The 21,823-nt window shown below is 41.5% G+C and carries 18 protein-coding genes; 1 reads left to right on the forward strand and 17 read right to left on the reverse strand.

Features of this window, described 5'->3' with window-relative positions; translation table 11 throughout:
- Nucleotides 1–232: 232 nt before the first annotated feature.
- The 12 genes from ACOQOE_RS05735 to ACOQOE_RS05790 all read right to left on the reverse strand — a co-directional run bounded on the left by ACOQOE_RS05735 (nt 233) and on the right by ACOQOE_RS05790 (nt 12,735).
- A complete protein-coding gene (locus tag ACOQOE_RS05735; RefSeq protein WP_420555141.1) occupies nt 233–1,621 on the reverse strand; it encodes an ATP-binding protein in 1,389 nt (462 codons plus the stop codon).
- Nucleotides 1,618–2,283 carry a response regulator gene (locus tag ACOQOE_RS05740; protein ID WP_067861975.1) on the reverse strand — a complete coding sequence of 222 codons (666 nt, stop codon included), beginning with the start codon at nt 2,281–2,283 and terminating at the stop codon, nt 1,618–1,620. Before ACOQOE_RS05740 ends, ACOQOE_RS05735 begins: the two co-directional genes overlap by 4 nt.
- A 22-nt stretch (nt 2,284–2,305) precedes the next feature.
- Nucleotides 2,306–2,929 (reverse strand): tetratricopeptide repeat protein, encoded by a 624-nt coding sequence (locus ACOQOE_RS05745; protein ID WP_420555142.1) that lies wholly within the window; start codon nt 2,927–2,929, stop codon nt 2,306–2,308.
- Nucleotides 2,930–2,941: 12 nt separating this feature from the next.
- Nucleotides 2,942–3,727 carry an SDR family oxidoreductase gene (locus tag ACOQOE_RS05750; protein WP_420555143.1) on the reverse strand — a complete coding sequence of 262 codons (786 nt, stop codon included), beginning with the start codon at nt 3,725–3,727 and terminating at the stop codon, nt 2,942–2,944.
- Entirely contained in the window at nt 3,724–4,377 is a 654-nt protein-coding gene (locus tag ACOQOE_RS05755) for a TenA family transcriptional regulator (RefSeq protein WP_067861965.1), read from the reverse strand. The genes ACOQOE_RS05750 and ACOQOE_RS05755 overlap by 4 nt, the downstream gene beginning before the upstream one ends.
- 16 nt (nt 4,378–4,393) lie before the next feature.
- A complete protein-coding gene (locus tag ACOQOE_RS05760; protein WP_420555144.1) occupies nt 4,394–5,884 on the reverse strand; it encodes an AMP-binding protein in 1,491 nt (496 codons plus the stop codon).
- Entirely contained in the window at nt 5,881–6,588 is a 708-nt protein-coding gene (locus tag ACOQOE_RS05765; RefSeq protein ID WP_067861959.1) for a thermostable hemolysin, read from the reverse strand. Before ACOQOE_RS05765 ends, ACOQOE_RS05760 begins: the two co-directional genes overlap by 4 nt.
- A gap of 152 nt (nt 6,589–6,740) precedes the next feature.
- A complete protein-coding gene (locus ACOQOE_RS05770) occupies nt 6,741–7,964 on the reverse strand; it encodes a sensor histidine kinase (protein ID WP_303416481.1) in 1,224 nt (407 codons plus the stop codon).
- Nucleotides 7,961–8,647: a response regulator transcription factor gene (locus ACOQOE_RS05775; RefSeq protein ID WP_420555145.1), complete on the reverse strand. Its 687-nt coding sequence runs from the start codon at nt 8,645–8,647 to the stop codon at nt 7,961–7,963. The genes ACOQOE_RS05770 and ACOQOE_RS05775 overlap by 4 nt, the downstream gene beginning before the upstream one ends.
- A gap of 13 nt (nt 8,648–8,660) precedes the next feature.
- Nucleotides 8,661–9,386, reverse strand: coding sequence for a phosphatase PAP2 family protein (locus tag ACOQOE_RS05780; RefSeq protein WP_420555146.1), 726 nt, complete (start codon nt 9,384–9,386; stop codon nt 8,661–8,663).
- Nucleotides 9,386–11,056 (reverse strand): phosphoethanolamine transferase, encoded by a 1,671-nt coding sequence (locus tag ACOQOE_RS05785; RefSeq protein ID WP_303416484.1) that lies wholly within the window; start codon nt 11,054–11,056, stop codon nt 9,386–9,388. The genes ACOQOE_RS05780 and ACOQOE_RS05785 overlap by 1 nt, the downstream gene beginning before the upstream one ends.
- A gap of 710 nt (nt 11,057–11,766) precedes the next feature.
- Complete coding sequence (locus ACOQOE_RS05790) at nt 11,767–12,735, reverse strand: transposase (RefSeq protein WP_420555147.1); 969 nt, start codon at nt 12,733–12,735, stop codon at nt 11,767–11,769.
- A 300-nt stretch (nt 12,736–13,035) separates the two neighbouring features.
- Between ACOQOE_RS05790 and ACOQOE_RS05795 the strand changes: the two genes are divergently transcribed.
- On the forward strand, nt 13,036–13,245 hold the full coding sequence (locus ACOQOE_RS05795) for a hypothetical protein (protein ID WP_420555148.1): 210 nt from the start codon (nt 13,036–13,038) through the stop codon (nt 13,243–13,245).
- 608 nt (nt 13,246–13,853) lie between these two features.
- Here ACOQOE_RS05795 and ACOQOE_RS05800 read toward each other — a convergent pair.
- From ACOQOE_RS05800 to ACOQOE_RS05820, 5 genes are all read right to left on the reverse strand, one after another.
- On the reverse strand, nt 13,854–17,153 hold the full coding sequence (locus ACOQOE_RS05800; protein WP_420555149.1) for an FG-GAP-like repeat-containing protein: 3,300 nt from the start codon (nt 17,151–17,153) through the stop codon (nt 13,854–13,856).
- A gap of 37 nt (nt 17,154–17,190) precedes the next feature.
- Entirely contained in the window at nt 17,191–17,646 is a 456-nt protein-coding gene (locus ACOQOE_RS05805; protein ID WP_067861952.1) for a hypothetical protein, read from the reverse strand.
- A 66-nt stretch (nt 17,647–17,712) separates the two neighbouring features.
- Nucleotides 17,713–18,381: a ubiquinol-cytochrome c reductase iron-sulfur subunit gene (locus ACOQOE_RS05810; protein WP_067861949.1), complete on the reverse strand. Its 669-nt coding sequence runs from the start codon at nt 18,379–18,381 to the stop codon at nt 17,713–17,715.
- Between the two features lie 93 nt (nt 18,382–18,474).
- Nucleotides 18,475–20,253 carry a PQQ-dependent dehydrogenase, methanol/ethanol family gene (locus ACOQOE_RS05815; protein ID WP_420555150.1) on the reverse strand — a complete coding sequence of 593 codons (1,779 nt, stop codon included), beginning with the start codon at nt 20,251–20,253 and terminating at the stop codon, nt 18,475–18,477.
- A gap of 647 nt (nt 20,254–20,900) precedes the next feature.
- Nucleotides 20,901–21,488: a CBS domain-containing protein gene (locus ACOQOE_RS05820; protein WP_067861946.1), complete on the reverse strand. Its 588-nt coding sequence runs from the start codon at nt 21,486–21,488 to the stop codon at nt 20,901–20,903.
- Between the last annotated feature and the right edge of the window lie 335 nt (nt 21,489–21,823).

Raw genomic sequence — 21,823 nt, forward strand, 5'->3', positions numbered from 1 at the left:
AAAACATATAAATCAAACAGATGCATGCTTGGCAGAGATTGATATCTGAGGGTTTATAAAAAGGTTCAGCAATGCCTAGATGAATACATCTATGGGGGGTATGGAGGATATATTCAATTTTAGCGCTTTTTTCCTGTTCAAACTGTTGTCGTTGTTTTAATTGATTAGGGTAAAGGCAGATATATGTCCCCGTAGAAGAAATCTTATCTAAGGGGTTAAGACTCAAAAAAGGCTAGTTGGGGATCTCTAATGTGACTGTTAAGCCTGATTCATAAATATCTGAGTCAGCTAAGGTTATGTTGTACCCACTACTGTCACATATCTCTTTGACTATAGATAAACCTATTCCACAGCCGTCGGTATCTTGGCTTGCTGCTCGGTAAAATCGTTCAAATACATGTGTTTTTTGTTCATCACTTAAACCGATTCCATTATCTGAAAGGACAAACTTAACTTTAGCATTGAGTTGTTCTGCTTTTATTCTGATTTCTCCCCGTTCCGGAACATATTTAACCGCATTGTCGATTAGATTTCGCAGTAAGATGGAGAGTGTTTCTTGATTTGCTTGAACAGAAATTTTTTCATCTATAAGTATGCTAAGTAGGATCTGCTTATTACTAATTACACTGTTTAGTTCGGATATAATCTCATTAACTAAGCCGTTAATATCGACCTTTTCTTTCTTGGTGGGTTCGGTAGAGGACTCAGTTTGGCTTAAGGTAATTAGTTGGTTGAAAAGGTGGGTTAGTTTATCTATGCCCGAAATAATATGGGTTTGAATCTTGGTGAGCCTCTCATTCTCTGGGTGCATGTTTTGCGCGTGAACTTTTATCGCGGCTAGTGGTGTTCTTAACTCGTGAGCTGCATTACCGGTGAAGCGTTTTTGTCTTTCTAAAGCGGCACCGAGGGAAGACATTAGATGGTTGATTGATCCAACGACTTGTTGCAGTTCATTAGGTACAGAGGAGAAACTTAATGGGGTTAAGTTGTGATTTCCTCGCAATGAGATCTGCTTGTTGATCTCATTAAGTGGAGAAAGTCCTTTACGTACGATCAAGGTGATCAAGATAAAAATTACGGGTAATAGGATCAATAAAATTGATGCGTTAACAGAGGCTATCTTATGGGTTACATCCTCTCGTATCTCTACGGATTGTGAAACTTTAATCCAAATAGATAAGGTTTCACTGTACCTAACAAAGGTTCGCCACTGTTTATCTTTAATGGTTTCGTAGCTATAACCAGGCTGGTCTGAAAAACTCAAATCTGCATCATCTTCCCCACTTCCTAGTAGGGGAACCCCTTTACGGCTCCAAACTTGAAAAGCTAATTTCTTCTCATATTTATGACCATCTTTGTTGTACTCACCCTCCGCAATAATCTCAGGAGAAATAATCAGTTTTTGTTTATCGTGGGTTGTTTCTGAAATATGTACACCGGTAAATTCAAACTCGATACTTAGTACAGCTTCTAGTACTCGGCTGATTTGAGCCAGCTCCGCGTCGTATAGTTCTTCGGTTTCGTGAGTGATACGTTGATAGCTCATGGCGATTGAGGCCGCAATGGCAAGGCCAATACCGATGACTAAGGTGAGTGTTAGATAGGCACGTATGGAATTCACTCTGAGGTGCTCCCTAATTGATAACCAATACCACGGACGGTTTTAATAATATCTTTGCCTAGTTTTTTTCTAAGATGATGCACATAGACTTCAACTGTATTACTGCTTACTTCATTGTCCCAGTTATATAATTTATCCACTAGAGCCTCACGGCTAAATACTTGGTTTGGGCGATTGATTAAGTGGAGTAACAGATCGTATTCATGGCGGGAAAGAGGTATAGGTTTTCCATATTGAGAGAGAGAAAAGTTGGCTGGATTGATCTCAATACTGCCATGAGTGATGATTGAGCTTTTCTGTTGCGATTCCCTGCGTTGTAAGGCCCTCAATCGCGCCATGAGTTCCGGTACATCAAAAGGTTTCACCATATAATCATCTGCGCCACGGTCTAGCCCCGTGACTTTTTCGCCGGAAGTGCTCCGCGCAGTGAGGATTAGAATCGGTGTTAATATTTTATTATTTCTTAACTCTTGCAGAACATCTAAGCCATCCCTATCAGGAAGGCCTAGATCCAGTATGATGACATCAAATTGACTTGCGTTAGCAAAACTAATCGCTTGCTTGCCGGTTTTCACCCACTCAACAATATATGATTGATAGGTTAACGCATCAGCTATACCTTGACCCAGCAAGGGATCATCTTCCACAAGTAATATCTTCATGGTTTGGTTAATAACCCTCAGCTTAAAGTTGCTCTAACAGTGCCTTTATCTCTAGGCGACGGCCACTATCAGCAACCTCGCGGCCCGGCCTTGGTGATGCCTCTAGAGCATGTTCTAAGAAAGCTTTAGCCTCATCTTTTTTATGCTGTTCAATCAGAAAATCGGCATTGAAAAAGTTACTATCAATACCATCTGGGTTGATTTCAAGTGCTTTTGTTAGAAACACTTTTGCTTTTTTATCACTACCAAATCCAATCGGCCAGCCGGGTACCTGATAATAAAGGCTTCCTAAGCTAGTGTATGCTGAACCTTGTAGAGCTGTTGGGTCAATCTCTATCGACTTTTCAAGTAGCTGTTTAGCCTCCTTTACTAAGCTTAACGCACCTAAACCACCTTTTTCGCCTGCATAAGTGCTAAGAATAATGGCACGCCAGATCATAATATCTGCCGACTCTGGAAATTGGGATAGAGTCTCTTCGGATTGTTCCGCAAGGGATTTAAACATTATCTCTTGCTGATCTTTTTCTAGCTCATATTTGATATGCGCCCACTCTGTTTGTAGTGTGAGCCGCGCACCATCAACGGGTGCAGCAAGTATACACATGCTGAAGAGTGTGAGTGCTGTAGTGATAAATAGGTTTTTCATAGTAAAACTCTCTTAGCCAATATATTTACGGACAATGGGAAGTTGTTTTTTTAACTGTTGGCTCACAATAGATGGCAGCACAGCGTTAACTTTTACAAACAGTTGTTCTGGCCAACCTAAGTGACAGCTATCTTTATCCGTTTCGAGGAAACGTATCAGTTCATTAGCAACGTGCTGAGTGCTATCTGCTTTATTGCCCAGTTCAGTATTCATGGCGTTAGCACTATCGGAATTAATACTGGTTTCTGTGGTACGAGGGGCAAAGTATTTGATGTTAATAGGTTTGTCTGCCAGCTCGCGGGACAGTGCTTCACAAAAACCGCGCAGTGCAAACTTTGATGCGCAATAGGTTACATAACCGGGCAGGCCAATGGCGCCAAGCGTGGACCCGACGTTGACTAAGGTGCTATTACTACGTGTTTCTAATAGGGGAATTAGGTCGTGAGTCAGTAGCATAATGGCAGTGAGGTTGGTGTGAATCATCGCTTCAATTGATTCTGTTGTTTGTTGTTCAAATGCAGTTAACTGATTGATACCGGCTACATTAATAATAGTGTCAATCGGCGATCTGCTAACCTCAGTTACAATGGCTTCACGGCCTTGCGCACTGACGACATCAGCGATAAGTAATGTGTGTTGATCCTGATGTAGAAGATTAGCTTTTAGGTCTGCTAAAGCGGTTTCATTACGCCCGCATAGAAAAATGTTTTGTCCCTGTTCGGCCAGTTTTTTAGCGACGGCCTGACCGATACCGCCGGATGCACCAATAATCAGTGAGGTCTTGGTCTCTAAGCTCATTCTGCACCTTCCACTGATGAGAGCACTTCACCGTAAAGGTGATAGAACACTTGTGCTGCATGAATGATTGTTTGTTGAGCTGCAGGGCACTCAATTTTGTTCATTAGATCTTCAAAAAATTTCACATGGGCTATATCGAGCGAGCCATGGGAGCGAAGATAGCTAAAGGCTTCATCCGGTAAACCTAATCGGCCTTGTACTAACTCGGATGTGTGAGTGGCTAACGCGATACTGGTGCCTTCTAATACATGGACCATGCCGAAAAAGGCAAGTGGATGGACACGGTCGATTTGATTGTAAGCGTAAGCGACCATTACTTCAGTGGGCAGGGAAGGGATACCTACTTTGACACTTAATGGGTCTAGACCGGTTTGCTCTATATCGTTAAGAATCCACTGTTCATGACCAATCTCTTCTTCAATATATTCCGCAATCGCTTTTTGCAGCCAGTTGAACTCTTCAGGTAATCGAGAACCGCAGGCCATCAACAAAGGAACGGTGTGCTTAACGTGGTGGTAGGCTTCAGTTAAAAACGCTTGATAGCGAGCAAGTGAAATATCCCCTGAAAGTGTTTGTTGAATAATAGGGCGCGCTAGAAAGGCGTGCTGAGCGGCTACTGTTTCTTGTGACAACTTATCAAAAAATACCATGTTATTTTTCCTACAGTTATATAGTGACGCTGTGGTAGCAGTCTTCAATCTGCTGTGCGTAATAGTGTTTAATGGTTTCCCGCTTGATTCGACCATTAGCGGTTAATAATCCGTGGTTGGTAAGTACTTCAGCCGACATAGGTAGAGTGGCTTTGATCTGGGCGTAATCGGGGAGTGATTGGTTTAACTGTTGAATCTGCTGTTGAATCTGAGACTCACTGACTCCCGGTATAGTTTGAATGAGCGCCGTGATATAAGGTTTACCATCCCCGAAAATAGCGGATCGTATGACACCGGATAAACCGTTGATTTCAGCTTCAATCCACTCTGGACTGAAGTTGCGACCAAAGCTGTTGATCTGGATATTTTTTATACGACCTGTAATAAAGAGAAAACCATCTTCATCTATATAACCGAGATCACCTGTTGATATGTGGTCAGAAACTGATACCGGTTCATCTAGGTATCCACTCATATGCGGGCCATAGACCAGTATCTCACCACTGTCTGATATCTTTACATTACAGTGAAGTAGAGGCTTACCGACACTTCCTAGTTTGGTTGCATTAGGTGTGTTGAGTGCAACTACAGAGCCGCATTCACTTAAACCGTAGCCCTCATAAACAGGAATATTTAAGGCGCAGGCTTGTTGGAGTAGGCGTTTTGGTACTTTGCCGCCACCTACCGCAACAAGTTTCAAATAATCGAGCGCTTGGCCTTGCTGTTTTAGTAGGAGTAAAAGTTTCAGTAACTCCGGCGTTACAATCAAACTATGCGGTTGCTCCGCACTTAGGTACAGCCCCAACTGCTGAATATCTGGCTGTGATGAGCCCCTAAGTCCTGTGATTTCTGAGCTATCAATTACAATAGTTTCACCCGCATAAAGTGGCAAAAATGCCCCTGCAATATTTTCTAGCATGACAGCAAGAGGTAACAGGCAGAGGTGTTTTTGTACACCTAGGTTATAGGTGAGTGAATGTAGAGAGCTACACATTTGATCAATCAAATCAAAATCTATACACACTCCTTTTGGCGTGCCCGTGCTGCCTGATGTGAAGGTGACCAATGCTGTGCTTAAGTTAGTCGTGCTGCCTGTATGAGTAGATTTTTGATAAGCGGATAAGCCGCTAGGTAATGGGAGTTGAGCGTTCGTATAGCTTTCAAAATCAACTTGTGGGTAGGCTAATTTTAATCGTTCATCTAAAACAATCAGCTCAATATTTGCGCTGTTAATCAGGTGCTGTACTTGAGAGGGACTAAAAAATATGGGCATCGGGATTACATTAATATCAGCAGACATCGCTGCTAACTGAGTAATCACCCACTGGGGGGAGTTGTCCGCCCAAATACCTAAAATAGCGCAGTGAGTCTGTTTTAAGTGTGTTGCAAGTGACTCTACTTGTTTATAGAGCTCAGCATAGCTGATTTGACCTAAGTGACTCTTAAACGCTGTTTTATCAGGTTGGGATATTGAGTAAGCTTGTATCTTTTTTAATAATTGACTCACTCGACTGTTCCTTCTTTTACCGCTGAGTTATGAGTGATTGATACGGCACAGTCGCTCACTGGTGTTTTTAAACGGGCGAGCAGTTTGCCAATGACAGGGTTGTTTTTGAGTACGTTAATACCGGCATCTATATCGCCTATATAAACCTCTGGGTTATGTTCGTAATAACTCCCCCAGTTTGAATTTGTATCTATAACTGCGCTTGCATCCGCCTTGCATACCTTGTGTAGGTCTAAGCCAATATTGAGTTTCTCAAAACTATTTTTGACGTGAGATGTCGCGGTGATGACTAACCATTTATAACCTTGCTTTTGAAAATGACAGGCTAAGTTAAGAATTAACCGTCGCGTCGCCCCAGGGGAGAGCGATGCGAGGTTACCTACTTCCAGTATTTCACTACGACGAGGTTTATCGATATTTAGCCGAGCGGCAATGGCATCTTCAATTGGCTGATCTAAATAATGTTCGAGATAGAGGCTATGTGATTCCGCTGATTGATAACCCACAGATGCTTGGACGGCTAGCTGGTTATCTAGTAGTGCAAGCATATGGGGAAGAAAGTCATTTACATCAGCGTTATATGCTGCTTTAAAGCGAGCCTCCGCAAATCGCCTGACCATCTCTTTATTCTCATGACGAGAAACTAAAAGAAGATCTGATTTTGGAATAAATTGCTCGCTGGGTTTGAGCATTACAATACTCATATGCCATCTCCATTAGTTGATGACATATAAATTAGCGTTGCTTTCTTAAGGGTTTCTTAAAAGTGTAAAAGATTGGTGATGGAGTAAAGAGCGATCGTCTAGCCTAGTGTGATTTTGTAAGGTTGATCTCAAACTACTGTTTCGGTTTGTAGTTAACCTGCTAACTCTTGAGGTTCTTGAATACATTTAATAACGACTTTAAAACGGTCATCGTTTGATTCTATTGCATACTGCCAGCCTTTAGCTTCGCAGATACGTTGCACAATAAGTAACCCTAAGCCTGTTGATGAGTGGTTCGTGACTTTTATGGGAGCGTTTGAGACGGTGAAATGATCATTATGCGCCGTAATATGAATATCACCTGAGCTGTATTTCAGGGCGTTGTGGATTAGATTGTCGAGTAGTATTGATATAAGGAACCGGTTACTAAGCCAAGCGATTGTATCCCCATCAACCTTAATTCTTTCCGTCTCTTCGGTGGGAATATGTTGCAGGCAATCGCTTATTAGTAATTTAAATTGAGTTAAATCTATAAGGCTCTCTTCCTGCTCATAATCATCTCCCTCTCGACTTAACCATAAAAAGGCATGAATTAACGCGGACATCCGATCTGTCGCTTTCTCCATACGTTTTAGCACTCTGTCTGTTGCTAGGCTCGGTGTGAGTGTTGAATTAAGTAACTCTATATTGCCTTTTAAAATGGTGATGGGGGTGCGTAGCTCATGGCTGGCAAAGCGCGTGAACTCTTGTTCTCTTTGGGTAAATTGATCTATTCGCGTAACTAAAGATGAAATTGATCGGCTGAGCTCTCCAACTTCATCATCCCGCTCCATCACCGTCAGGTGTAGATTTTGGGTTTCTATTTGATTGATTTGTTGTTTGAGCTGTATAACTGGTTGAGCAAGCCGTTTTGCTAAAAACCAAGCCATACCACCTGAAACAAAGGTTGCCATAATAAGGCCCATAAGCAGTACGATTAAATCAGAAAACTCATTATTTATACCTTCTTCGTCTTGATGGGGAGGCGCTAAAAGCAGGTAATAAGGTTGCTGGCTAATGGGGTGGTAATCCATGATGAGTTCATCCCCATTGGCTAAAGTATACAAGCCCGGCTGCTTGAACTTTGTATATGCTTTGGGAAGTGCTGAATCTGATAGATATAAACCTATACCGTTTTGTGGATGGGAACTTTCGAGAGCAGGTGTAGTGCTCATTAACGATTTGATTAAACGATTCACCTGTAAAGCTGACGCTTCATATTCACTCTCTTCAATGCTTTCAAACGTAAACCAAGCAGCGCCGAGTGAAAGGCAAAATAAGAGTGAGGTATAAAGGCTGACAGAGACAATAAGCCGTTGGGTATAGTTTAACTTCACGATGCATCTCCCGATTGATGATCTGTTAAGCGATAACCGACGCCGCGTATTGTTTCTAACATCGGGTAAGTAAAGGGTTTATCAATGATATTACGTAGTTGGTAAAAATGACTTCGCAGGGCATCGCTATCAGGGGGATTATCTTGCCACAATGTTTGTTCTATTTGCTCGCGGTTGGCAATTTTCGGGGCTTGAGTTATAAGGAGTTTTAGTAAACGAAATTGCAGTGGATTGAGGTGTAATTGTTGTCCTGCACGGCATGCATTTTTTTGCTCTAGATCGAGTTCTAACTCGCCAAAGTGGATTGTCCGTGCTTTATTACGTGATATACGTTGTCCAAGGGCTTCTATACGACATATAAGCTCACGCATGGCGAAAGGTTTTACAAGATAGTCATCAGCACCTTGTTGAAACCCTGTTACTTTATCGTCCAGAGTATCGCGAGCTGTCAACATTAGTATAGGAGTGGTATTTCCCTGATTCCGAAGCGCCTCGCAGGTCAGGAGCCCATCAAGTTTGGGCATCATGATATCAAGTACGATCACATCGTAATGATTATCTGTGAGTAAGAAAAGCGCCTGCTCCCCGTTGTAGGCGAAGTCTACCGTCATATTATGTAGCTCTAAATGATCCGCTATTGTTGATAAAATATCGGGGTCATCATCGGTCAGCAATATATGCATACAACGGCCTATTCTAAGAGTGTTTAAGCGGTTTTCGATTTAAGAAAGGGGTAATAAGTCTATTTACTTTACCTGAGAAAAATAATGGGTAAAGCAATAATGCGGTTAACCAGCAGATCGTTAGGGTGGCTAAGTCATGGGAGATAAAGTGAGCACCGCGTAGCTGCTGCACAGCGCCGAATAAAAGACCTAAACAGAGGATGCTGCCTAATATAAGCCACTTCCATTGAGGACAGTACTTTAAGGCCAAGAAATAGAGCCCGAACCACGCATAGCCAGCAGATGCATGCCCAGCTGGAAAGCACTGAGCATCAGGCATCCATTCAGGACGGGCATGAAAATATGAGATAAACGGTAGTTTTCCGCCGTAATTCACTAAATCCCAAGGACAGTCTATTTGACTAAAGTGTTTACTTGTAGTGATGAGTAGAGCGGATAGGGTTGTTGATAAAAGTAGATAAACGATGGCTTTCCTGAAGGGTAAAAGCTGAGGTATAAAAAACGATGATATGAAGCTTATAAACACGATTAATAATAGCGATATCATCAGATTACGTGCGTCAGTATGTAAAACGGTTGAGAAAAACCAATGGTCTTTGTAGAGCCACTGCCTGCCTTCCATTATATAAACATAGTTAGCTAACGATATATCTAACTGCCAGTAGGCTATTGCAGAAAATAATAAGATTGAGCACAACAGTGGTAAGCCTAAATGTTTGTACCAAAAGTGGTTATTCATTATCTGCCTGCAATTTTCTGAACGTTTCTGCATTTAGAAAATATATCTAACGCTTTATTTTTTGAGGTGGTTTGAATATCCATAAAACCTAAAATTGAGTGGAATAAATTGTCGTGAGACAGCTTGCTGCTCGCTTGTTTACTGAGACATTCATTATTGATATTGAATTGCGCTTTGTATGCTTCCGATAACCATAAGATCAATGGCACATGCGTTTGCTCTTCGGGGGCAATAAAATAGGGCAGTCCGTGTAGATAAAGATTGCTTTCACCTAGTGATTCTCCGTGATCGGAAACATACAGCATTGCAGTGATATATTGATCGTTGTGCTGTTTTAAAAAGTTGATCACTTTAGCGAGGAAGTGATCGGTATAAAGGATTGTATTGTCATAAGCATTAATGACTTGTTGTTGGCTGCATGATTGTAAATCGGAACCTTCGCATACAGGCGTAAACTGTTCATATTTTTTAGGGTAGCGATGTGCATAGGATGGGCCGTGGCTGCCGTGTTGATGAAGCACTATCATAGTGTTTTCATCTGTACTGTTAAGGTACAAAGAAAGATTATTTAGCATCATCTCATCAAAACACTCCCCTGCATTACAATCCGCCTCTAATCTATATTCCTTTTGAGTTTGTTGGTGGATACGTTCACAAACACCTTTACAGCCAGAGTTATTATCACGCCAAAGTACATTGATGCCTGCATGGGAAAGTACATCTAAAACATTTTCGCGGGATTGAGCGGTCGCATTATCAAACTTATTACGTGGTATATCAGAAAACATACAGGGAACAGATACGGCGGTATTGGTACCGCATGAATAGGTCTGTGAGAAATTAATAATATTTTCTTTAGATAATTCAGGATTTGTTTCGCGCCCGTAGTGGTTTAAAGAAAAGTTCATCGCTCTTGCTGTTTCTCCGACCACGACCACAGTCACTACTTTTTTTGTTGCACTGTTGAGTAGTGGACCAGAGGATGCATCCAATCCGATTGTTTGTAGGGAACGATTATTTAAATCATAGGCACCGGATAAATATCGACTACCGTAATACAGATAACTGGTGGGAATAATTAAGTTTCGGATCTCGCGGTGGGTGCGAAAAACAGAAGAGAAGTCTTTATAGGCTAAGAGTATCACAGCGGTTAATAGCAAAACGGATAACAGAATATTAATTAGTTTATGTTTTAGCCCTGTACTGATGCTGGTAGGTTTTATGCGTATAAGTGTAATGAGCGTTGCGGGTATGGCTCCAAAAAACAGCAGGTTGATAAGAAAATGAAAATTGATCAGTTCAACGACTTCTGCGCTATCTGTTTCCATCAAATTTTGCATCATACTCCGATCAAACATAATGCCGTAGTGGCTTGCAAAAAAGTTACAGCCTGTTGCGGATAGAATAATCAGTACGATGATCGGTTTTTGAATATATGAAACACTGATTAAAGTAAGAAGGATGTTAAAAATAAGAAAGATAAATAGGAAAAATGAGCCGTCAAATAAGAGTTGGTCTAAAACATTATCAAAGGGGGTTTTAAGGATAAGAGACCAGAGCGCGTCATTATAGAACAGGGTGAGTGTAGTAGCGGAGAGCAGCGTAAGAGTTGTTCTATGGATACTTGGTAAGGCGACCAATAACTGAGAAAGTGTTGCACGTTGCGTCATATCAGATCACTACAATGGCTGATTAAAGCGCGAAGGTTATCGTGAGTGATGTGAAAGAAACGTGAAATCTGTGCCTAATGCTTAAGCGAGCTATAAAAAAACCTCCTAGGTAGGAGGTTTATTTATAAAGGGGTTATCGCTTTGAGCTACTACACCATAGGTGAGGTTTCTTTTATGATGGCATATAGAAAATCTAGCTATCTTATTCATAAACCTAGTCTAGACTAACTTGATATTAATAAGCTAAAAAAATATTCCATCTCAATAAAATAGTTCACGTACTACGTAATACTACGTAGGATAACTAAGTATTCATAGCTAATCGCTTGCGCAGTAATCCTAATGGGAGAGTGGACTCTTCTATGTAATACTGTTTAGGCTGAATCATCGATTCTTAGCCGATTGATTCTTAGCAGATTGTGCTATTTGTGGTCGTAGTGGTGTTGGGCAGCGATAAGCAGGGACATGCACTCTTAAAGATGTCAATAAGCAGGGACATGTACTCTTAACAATAAGCAGGGACATGTACTCTTAAAGAAAGGCTTCTTCATTTATTCGTTATAGGTTTTGCAGTTAGGCTTTGTTTTTACTTCAAGTGGCTGATTGATGGTTTTAAGTGTTTATTGGGAGATATTCGGTGTTTTTGAGTTAGCCGTATCTCTCAGCGAATGAGCTGATACTTTATCGGTTGTAGATAAGAAAGGGGGAAGTTAGACCGCTTGGTTATGCCTTCGTTTTCGTGCGAACTTTTTGTGATAAAGCCTTTCAAACTGAGTGGCGTTATTCAGCCATTCTTCTTGGTTTATTTCTAATCTTTCTAGTATGGGTGGTAAGTGTGCGGATATAGCTCCGCGTTTGTCATCGCGTAATATTCGGCCTGTCATGTCGACTAAGGTTAGATAATCCTCTAGGCTGAATAGAATACCCTGCTGTTCTTTGTTTCGGATATTTCCTTCAAATTGTGCCAGAGGTTTTACAGGGGATTGGAAATATTGCAAAGCAAGCAGTGCTTTTTGAGAGTCTATCGCGGATGTTGAATTGAATTCCGGGTTTATGCGCTCTTTGATGCTCGTATGCTTTGAGTCTTCCGGTGTTTTGGCTATATCAGCGCGTATAGGGTTTAGATCTACATAGGCCATGCAAGACAGTAATGCTTCTTCGGTTAGTAGGGCTTGCGATTTATAACGTGACTCCCAGAAGTGGCCGGTGCACTTGTCTTCTTGGTTAGCTTGGCGAGCAATGGGTTCATTTAGACATTTCATAAACCAACTAAGGTTAGCTAAGCGTTCCCGGTAGACTTCTATCATATCACTCACTGTATCGAGTTGAGCTTTGTTGAGAGACTCACCTGCTTGCCATTGCTGAATCAGTAAGGGACCTTTGAATAAACTTAACCAACGCGTTACAACTTCGGTATTTGACCAATTTTGTGCTTGAGTAGGGCAGAGTTTAATCACAATATGAAGATGGTTTGACATCACGGCATAGGCGCAGATATCAATGGAAAAGAGTGAAGATAGAATGCGTATTCGGTCTTCGATCCATTGACGACGGTGTTCGTAGTCTTTACCTGTTGAGTGATCCAAGCCACATAAAAACGAGCGGCGAACACAACGAGAAACAATATGGTAATAGGGAGTATCTTGAACGGATACGAGTTCCTTTCTTGGGCGAGTCATCGGTAAATCCTTTTATCGATGTGATAAATAATGCTTGGCTTTGATTTTAGGATTGAGTAAAGGTATTGTCAATTTAAGGGTGCCTGTCCCCTTGTAGGCTAAGATAGATGGTTTAGAAAGCCTAGGTTCAATAATTATGTAACCCCCAATGGTCAGTGTGCAAGTGAAAGTTGCCTCATTTATGGTGGTTCCTATGATGCAAATTCTCGAGGTTTTGCTGAATTTGACAAAGCGCAAACCCAAAGCGCTATCAGATTATCTGTTGCAGCAACAGCTTTGCCTGCTGCTTCCGGTAGTGTAGTGGCTACAATCTATGGTGGCGCCATGGCAGTCACTGAAGATATAGTCATTGGAGAGGGACCTGCAAATACAGGTATGTCTATCGCAGCTTTCGGTGCTGATCGACATGTTGGATCAATGTTCTTAGATGCTTCATCTAAATTAGGAAATAGGTTAGGAGGAATTGCTGGTACGATCGTAGGGTTCCTTCCGGTTGTTACAGGCCAGTGATAGTTTATGGTTTATCTGTTTGGATATTTGCTAGATCTGCTAGCTTTTGGTGTGCTTCTGTTTCGATATGCAACAGTAGAGAATGAGAATTTTGATTGGTATCTAGGAGTATATCCATCTCTGATGCTTATATTTATAGGGATTCGCTTATTGATAGTAGGTAGGCAAAAAGGGGAAGTATATGTATATGCATATTGTGTTAAAGATCATGATAAAGACTGGTATTTAATATTTGGATATGGAGCCCTAATCTTAGCAATCGCGTTGCTTATTTTTTAGGAAAATAAATGGGGACGTACCCCATTAAAAAAGGAACTGCGAGGAATAAGCAGGGACATGCACTCTTAAAGAAAGGTTTCTTCATTTTTTCGTTACAGGTTTTACAGTTAGGTTTTGTTTTGACTTTAAGTGGCTGATTGATGGCTTTAAGTGTCTATTAGGAGATCTTGGGTAGTTTTAAGACAGCCGTATGCCTCAGAGATTGGAAAATCTAGGGGCAGGCTTAACAAGCTAAAAATATATATTTTAGTCCTGTTTTTTCCGTTTATATGATAGGGCGAGAAAAATAAGCAGCTATAAGAATTATGTTCGTTATAGCTGCTTATTTTTTAATTAATACTAACCGCTGCTCTCGTTTCTGTTTCTGAGAGGGTTTGCTTAATTGTATAGAATTTATTGATTGGGATGTCTGTATGAATGCTTTCAGATCTATCTGGTCCTGGCCAGACGATCCTAATTTTATTGATAATATCCGCATCAGCCAAACCAAAATGTAACTCGGTAGGTGAACTAGAAATAAAATTACCGCCAGCCCTTACTTCCTGTAATTGTGTTATACCATTGGCTGTGACATACACTTTTGCACCGATTGCTTGTGTGTTTTTTCCTAATCCTTTTAACGTTAAGTTAATAAACCCGTTATTTGCGGAAGCTGAAGCATTGTTTTTGTAGAGTAAGAGCCTGTCTTGATGATTACTCACTAAAATATCCACATCACCGTCTCTATCGTAATCAAAACACGCAACTCCACGGCCTGATAAGGTATCAGTAATACCTAGTTCCGTCCCTTTTTCCGTAAAGGTACCGTCTTGGTTAGAGATAAAGAGTTTACTTGGTGTGTTTTCAAACTCCCGCATGGAACGTTTTAACTTCATATATGCATGGGGAGTCTTCCCTAAATGTTTGCGTAGCTCGCTGTCTAAGTCAAAGCCGTTAACATGGAAGATATCAGGCCATTGATCATTGTTGAAGTCAGCGAAGCATGCTCCCCAAGCCCATAGACCTTCGGCAACACCGGCAGTATCGGTTACGTCAATAAACTTCCCATCTTCATTGTTGTATAACCGATTACCTTCAATGCCCCAACTACCTTCTGCAATACCATTAGGATCTGATACGCTGCTGACAAACCAGTCTAGGTCGCCGTCATTGTCATAATCTGCAATGGCGCTTCCCATACCGTTTTTGTCGTTAATTTCAGATAAATTAGTGGCTTTTTCAAAGCGCCCATAACCACTGTTCATATAAACTTGGCTGGTTTCAAAGTCAGCGGCCATCAATAAATCAGGGTAACCATTATTATTGATGTCTGAAAAGGCGCCGGTAAAGGTAAAATCAGTATTACCTATCATTTCCATTAAGTTAGCTTTTCTATCGGCAGGTATAAATGATAGAGCATTGTCTGTACTTACATTCTCCCAGAGATGGTTCGGTTGTTGGCCGCCTAATCCAGGTCCGCGCCAATGGGTTGTGAGGGCATCTAAATCGCCATCCCCATCGTAGTCAGCAAAGGCAAATGACCAGCTTGTTAATTTAGCACCAATGCCTGAAGTAGTTAAAGGAGTGAACTTCTGGTTATCTTGATTAATGTATAGTGTAGGGTTTTGGGCTTGTTCATCACCTTGCATACGGCCGGCAACAGAAGAGAGGTCAGTATGAATGAGGTTTGATGTGATGATATCTAAATCCTTATCTCCATCAATATCAACCATCGCTACCCCGTTTGATAGCTCTTTTGATGTAATGCCCCATTGTTTAGAGATGTTACTGAAGCTACCATCTTGGTTATTACGGTAGAGTACGTCTGGTAAGCCATCTCCTGTGGGCTGGAAAATGTCCGCCCAGCAATCACCATCAACATCTCCTGCGGCAACACCACCACTAAAGATCAATCGTTGTGCCGACTGAAGGTTATAAAGTGGCCATGAAATGTGATGTTGTTTGGTTAATCCAGACTTTAGTGCGACTTCAGAAAACTGAAGAGGCATTCTTTCTACTGTATTGGGTTGGGTGTTTGTGCAACCAAGTTCAGTCGATTCTATAATTACTGAGGTTTTTGTACCTGAGCTGGGTGCCGTATTGTGAGATTGTTGCTCTAGAGCATCGCTGTCTGACTTGATCGGTTTGGGTGGTGTAGAAAAACTACCGAACTTAGCTTTTAAGCGCAAATCGTCAGGAGCAGGCTCGTTTTCATTTGGAATCCAAGTAGATAAACATGCTTTATCCGTTAAGCAAGGGTCAGTCAATGCGTCTAAAAACGCGATGAGTGCTTTGCTTTGATGTGTATCCATTTTGACATTCGTAGGAAGCTTACTAGAGCCACTTATTTGCTGCCTAAGAAGCTGAATTAAGGGCTTTTGTGAATGCTCTTTAGCATGCGAATTTAAGGCGCTAAGATGCTTCATTTGTGGATTATTTGAGAAACTAAAATCGAAGTTCTCAACTGATTTTACAGGATTGATATGGTGTTCAATTACATCGGATAGTTGGGTAAAAGCACCGGAGTGAGTGTATGGACCGGTTTTGGCTACATTTAGTAAGGTTGGTGTTCTAAAGGCAAAACGATCTGCATCATTTTGTGTGACATTTCGGCGGCCAAAGTCTTCTCCATTTGGTTGTTTTCCTTTGCCAAATTGAGGTACAGCAATATTATGATATTGTTCATCAGTGAAAATTGGTGGTGTATGGCAGGCAACGCAGTCAGCTCCGCCTTCTTGCACCGTATTAAAAAATATTAAAGCCCCTTCAACCTGTAAATCCGTGAGTGCTTGCTCATCCCCATCAAGGTAAGCGTACCAATTATTGTTAATTAGCACTTGTGTCGATTGATAATAAGACAGTGCTTTTTCGATATTAGTGTAAGTAATGAGTGTTTCTGCATCGGCATCCGGTTTTGAAAAGGCAGCGCGAAACATGCCTAGCCAGGCTTTGTTTTTATCATCTTTCCTTAACCTTTCAACGAGAGCGTCACGGATACCCGCATGGGTTTTAGTGGTTGCAAAACTGTAGCCGAGCATTTCATCGTTGGAAACGACAGGGAAGCGAGCCTGACTAGCTAAAAGGTCATCGCCAGGGGCTGCATCGGCTTGCCATAAATTACTGTCAGGTGTGCGATGTGCTTGCCCTTGGCCGCTATCTTTGACTTCGTCATCTAAAACAAAAATACGGCCATCGTAAAACATGGCTCTATTGTAGAGAGATGAATTAAAAATACTTTGAGCATGGCGTGCTACATTTGGCCCGCCATCGGCTGTGGGGTCTGATGATGCTTTCCAGTCATGCCAGCGCCCAGGGCCAAGTAATTCTGGGTCGTAGGCTGATTCGCCAACAGGTAAACTTAATTTGTCCCCCCCTGCAAGATAAGGGTGATGGCAGCTGACGCACGCGACATCTTTGCTTCCGCTTAAGGTGCGGCTAAAAAAAAGCTCTTTACCCAAGGCAAACAGAGGTGTTGTTGTGGATTTTTTTTCTACTGTAGGTTGCAACGGGTATTGTTGTTCAAGCGAGCTTAAAACATCTTTAAGTTTTAATCGGTCAGCTTCAGCTTTTAATTGGGCTGCACTTTTTTCTTCAGTACACCCCATTAAAAGCAGCAGGAGAGTGGTAAAGCAAGCTAGTTGCTTTACCACTGTGGTGTATCCTGTTGTGCTCCGTTGTCGTTTAGCTTTATGGACTGACTGATGCACAATTTTTACCTCGCAGATAGGTATTGTTTACAAACCTAATTGCCAATTTACCGTCAGTTGTGTCGATCTTGTTGATTGGCTCCTTGCCTTGATAAATCAGCGATGATTGGCCTGTTACGCTGCCGATATTCATGCAGTTAGGACTGTAAATTGCGCTATATTGCTGCGCGTCATTCACTTCTTTGGCAAAGACAGTAATAACGCCTGTGCCGCATTGAACCATGGCATAAATGTCATCTGTTTGGTCATATACTTCAACATGTTTTTGGGTGGCTTCATCAATCCAATGAATATGTTTATCAGGTGTCCTTACAAAGAAGCCATTATTACAGGTAACACCTGCTATTGGTTTTGCTGCAGCTAGAGCTGTAGACGCAATACTTAGGCCTAAAAGTATTTGCGAAACAACAATTAAACTTATACTTATTTTTTTCATAATAAACTCTACTTAAGTTATCTATGGGTCAGATTACCCTGAGGCTTTTAATAGAACTAAGCCCGTCTATTTCGGTGGTTTTCCAAACCCAATCCAACTATTAAATTCAGCAGCAACAACCAGTTCACCATTTTCTTCGGTTAACGGTAATGCCGGTAAATTTCTGGCTGCTGGTCCCGAGACAACACTTCCGCCATTCTTAGGATCGAATACGGATTGGTGGCATGGGCACATATAATTTTCTTCATCTTTTACCCAGCCTGTAACAGGGCAACCGTTATGGGTGCAGATGGCGGTGTAAGCGACAATGCCATGTGTTGAAATTTTTTGAGTATCTTCAGATAAATGCTCTATTGATAACTTCTGAAGCAGAATCTGGTTGTAACGTGAACCATCACGTACTTCACCTGTATTAGGATCTATTGGTACAACGAGGGTTTGTTTATCTGAGATTTCAAGGTCCGATATAGTTAGCTTAGGCCCGCGTAAACGTTTATTGAAGTAAGTTAACCTATCACCCACTTGTGGAGGTAGCTTACTTTCAGGTGATTTTTTCTTCATTGCAGCTAGCGCTGTATTCCCTGTTAGTAGATTTGCTGCGGGAATGGAGGCAGCTAGGTATTTTAGGATGCTTCTTCTTTTGTTGTCTGTAACATTGTTTTCATTGGCTTGTGAACAAGCGCAGCATGTACTTTTGTTTAAATCGGCATGCATATCATTATTATCTTTTGTCATTGCGCACCTCAAATTTCAGCGGCTAAATAAAGTCTTTTTAGTTTTATTGGTTTAGGGAGAAAAGGGGGAGACGACAGCTCCCCCATAGAAGTATTAAGCGTCAGGTAACGCAAATACCCAAATTACACCACCTTCAGGTACGTCAGTGATCCATTCACCACTTTCGTCTTTGGCAGCTAGTACACCGTTAGTCCAGTGTGCATCAACGCCGTAACCTGCTGTGATAGCAATATATTGTTTACCGTCAACTTCGTAGCTAACAGGTGGCGCAATAGCAGTTGAGTTCAGAGGGAATTCCCATAGAACTTCACCTGTCTTAGCGTCAAATGCTCTTAGCATACGGTCGTTGGTACCAGCACTGAACACAAGGTTGCCTGATGTTGATAGTACAGGGCCCCAGTTCATAGTTTTTCCATAGTCGTGCTGCCATACTTTTTCACGACTATTTACACTCCATGCCTGCATTTGACCTACGCCTTTGCTTGGATCAGCTACGTAAACATCAAGCTCTGGAATGTCTATGCCTGCCCAGAATTGGCCTGAAGCTGGCTCAATGTCATCTTGCCACTTACCGATAAAGGAGTTACAAAGATTGTCGTTCGCTGGAACGTACATCATGCCTGTTTCTGGGTTATATGATTCGTAAGGCCAGTTTTTACCGCCCCATAAGCTTGGGCAGTAGTCAACACGCTTGCCTGTAACTGGCACATGATCGTAATCATATGTTGGACGACCTGTTTTAGGGTCTAAAGATTTAAACGCGTTGTTGTCTACAAATTCTTTACCTTCAAGGTAGCCGATCTTGCCTTCGGCCTTTCTTTCTAGCCAGTACATGTAGCCGTTACGTTGTGGTGAAACGAGGCCTTTTACTTTTTTACCGCCATCCTTAATACCATCGATTAACATTGGGGCATTCATTGCTGCCCAATCCCATGAATCGTTGTAGTGGTATTGGTAATGACCTTCGATGTGACCGTTGTCAGGATTCATCGCTAACGCTGATGCAACGTATAAGTTATCACCTGGACGTTGATCACCTAACCAAGGTGAGCCGTTACCGACACCCCAGTAAAGCATATCTGCTTCAGCATCGTAGTTACCTGGCATCCACATGCTACCGCCGCCGTATTTCCAAGCGTCAGGGCGTTTGCCTTGTTTTTTCCATGTTTCATGGCCTGGTTCTCCAGGCCCTGGAACACTGTAAGTTTTCCAAGCTGTTTCACAAGTATCTGCATCCATTGCTTCTAAGAAGCCTCGAACACCATATTCGCCACCAGATGGCCCCACCATTATTTTACCTTTAACTGCGAGAGGGGCAGAGGAAATGTAGGCACCAATGCTCCAGTCACCAATTTGGCTCTGACATAGACGCTCACCTGTTTTCGCATCTAAGGCATTTAACGTGCCGTCTAAGCCAGCGGTATATACTTTGTCGCCCCATAGCGCAACACCACGGCTGGTGTTATGCATTACACTTAAATCAGCAGGGTTATCGTGCTTATAACGCCAGTACAATTGGCCTGTTTTCGCATCTAGCGCAAGAACGTTGTTGTAAGGTGTGGATACAAACATTACGCCATCGTTTACTATAGCTGGTGCTTCATGGCCTGAATCCAAGTTAGTGGAATAAGTCCATACAGGTTTAAGCTGTTTAACGTTTTTAGAGTTGATCTCTTTCAGTTTACTGAACATCCAGCCTTCGTAGTTACCTTTCGGTAGCAACCAGTCTTGCGGAGCTGCTTCGACTAAACGTTCGTGAGTAACTGTTTTGTAATTCTCAATCTTTTTATTCAGCGTTGTCAGATTAGCTGCTGAGACTGAGTAGCTAGACATCAGTCCCACTGCCCCAATACAACAGCTAAGATATTTCATTTTAAATCCAAAAGGTTTCATTATTGTCCACGCCTCTTCTTTGAGTTTTTGATTGGCACACTGTTCAATCAATTAACATGCCAAAAAAGCGGGCCTAGTTGTAAATAATTAAGCTTTTGAAATATAAGGATTTATTTTTTATATCTTTCGTTGGCTCTAAATGGCTTTTTGAATTAGTACACAGTTGTCGCAGGAACGCTGCGAAAATGATACACCGGTTTTTTTGTAGTTATATGTTGTGCTGGGTCATAGTAAGTAAGTGTTCGGTGTTTGAATATTGTAATGAGGAAAGTGGGAGAAGGACTTTAAGTAAACAGTTTTAGATTAGTATTTGAGTACGTGTAGTCTTTAGTGAAAACTGTTCATATTTGCATGTAAATTTTTGCTGCAATAAGTGGCTTATGTGCTTGTATGGGTTATCTGCTGCGGTTAGCTCTTTGATTGTCTATATGATGTTGTTATTAATTTTAAATACGTATGCATTAGTTAATGTTTCGCGTCGAAGATTGATACTTTGTCGCTAATTCGATTACATAAATACCTCAGATATAAAAGAAGCGTGATATCAGTACCTAGCGCTTAAGCGAGCTATAAAAAACCTCCTAGGTAGGAGGTTTATTTATAAAGGGGTTATCGCTTTGAGCTATTTAATACTCTTGCCCTGATGCAAGAATACCGACCACCTCTTGGAAACTATTTGCGCGTTTAGAGATATCAACAGAGATATTTAATCGGCGCGCAATATCACTACTTGATATCACACCGCGAATACTATTCTTCGTCGTATCCACAACCAAAATATGTGGTGTTCCCTCATGTTTCAGTGTTTGTAATAAGTTGCCTATTTTAGCGGACTGAATTTCTGATAAAGGGATTGCTTTTAGCTTAGCGCGTGGGGTCATAACATCTCGAATAGAGATGTCCTGGCGTTTGATACCTGCTGTTGTTGCAATGCTGAGTGCTGAACGGCTTTCTAGATCGGCAAGTGTCAGGAAGCCTTTAAAGGTTTCATCTGAGTCGATAACCAATACTGACCGTACATGCACCTTACGCATCATATGACGAGCATCATCTATAGATACGTCAAGCTCCATTGATAGAGGTTGGACGTGTAAGAAGTCAGTTAAAATATTTATCGCAGGAGTTTCTAACGTGTATTCAGTCAGTTCTTCAGGACGCATAACAAGATCTGACTCTTCCAAAAATACGGTATTAAGTTCGTTGTAATTTTTCATTGTTAAATCCTTGCCAATAGTGGCAGCACAAAAAAGATAAAAAGTTTAAAAGTATTTGTACTAGCCGTATTGTGGTGGGGCTTGTGACAAGGGTTTAAGCCATTTTTTGTGACTTAGGTTATGGTTTGTTGTTAGGTCTGCTTTTTGTCGTGGCAGAAATGGTGTATCTATCAGCGTTGAATGAATAGCGATGAGTTCATCATAATCATTATCAACAGCTGTAAAAGGAGGTGCAGACGATTGAAGATTAGTTTCGGATGATAGAATTAAATGGGATAGGGGTGATGTAGAAGGGATACTGGATATTTGGGAAACGATAATGAATAGAAATAACA

The organism is Neptuniibacter marinus (genome assembly GCF_965223595.1).
Taxonomy (GTDB): domain Bacteria; phylum Pseudomonadota; class Gammaproteobacteria; order Pseudomonadales; family Balneatricaceae; genus Neptuniibacter; species Neptuniibacter marinus.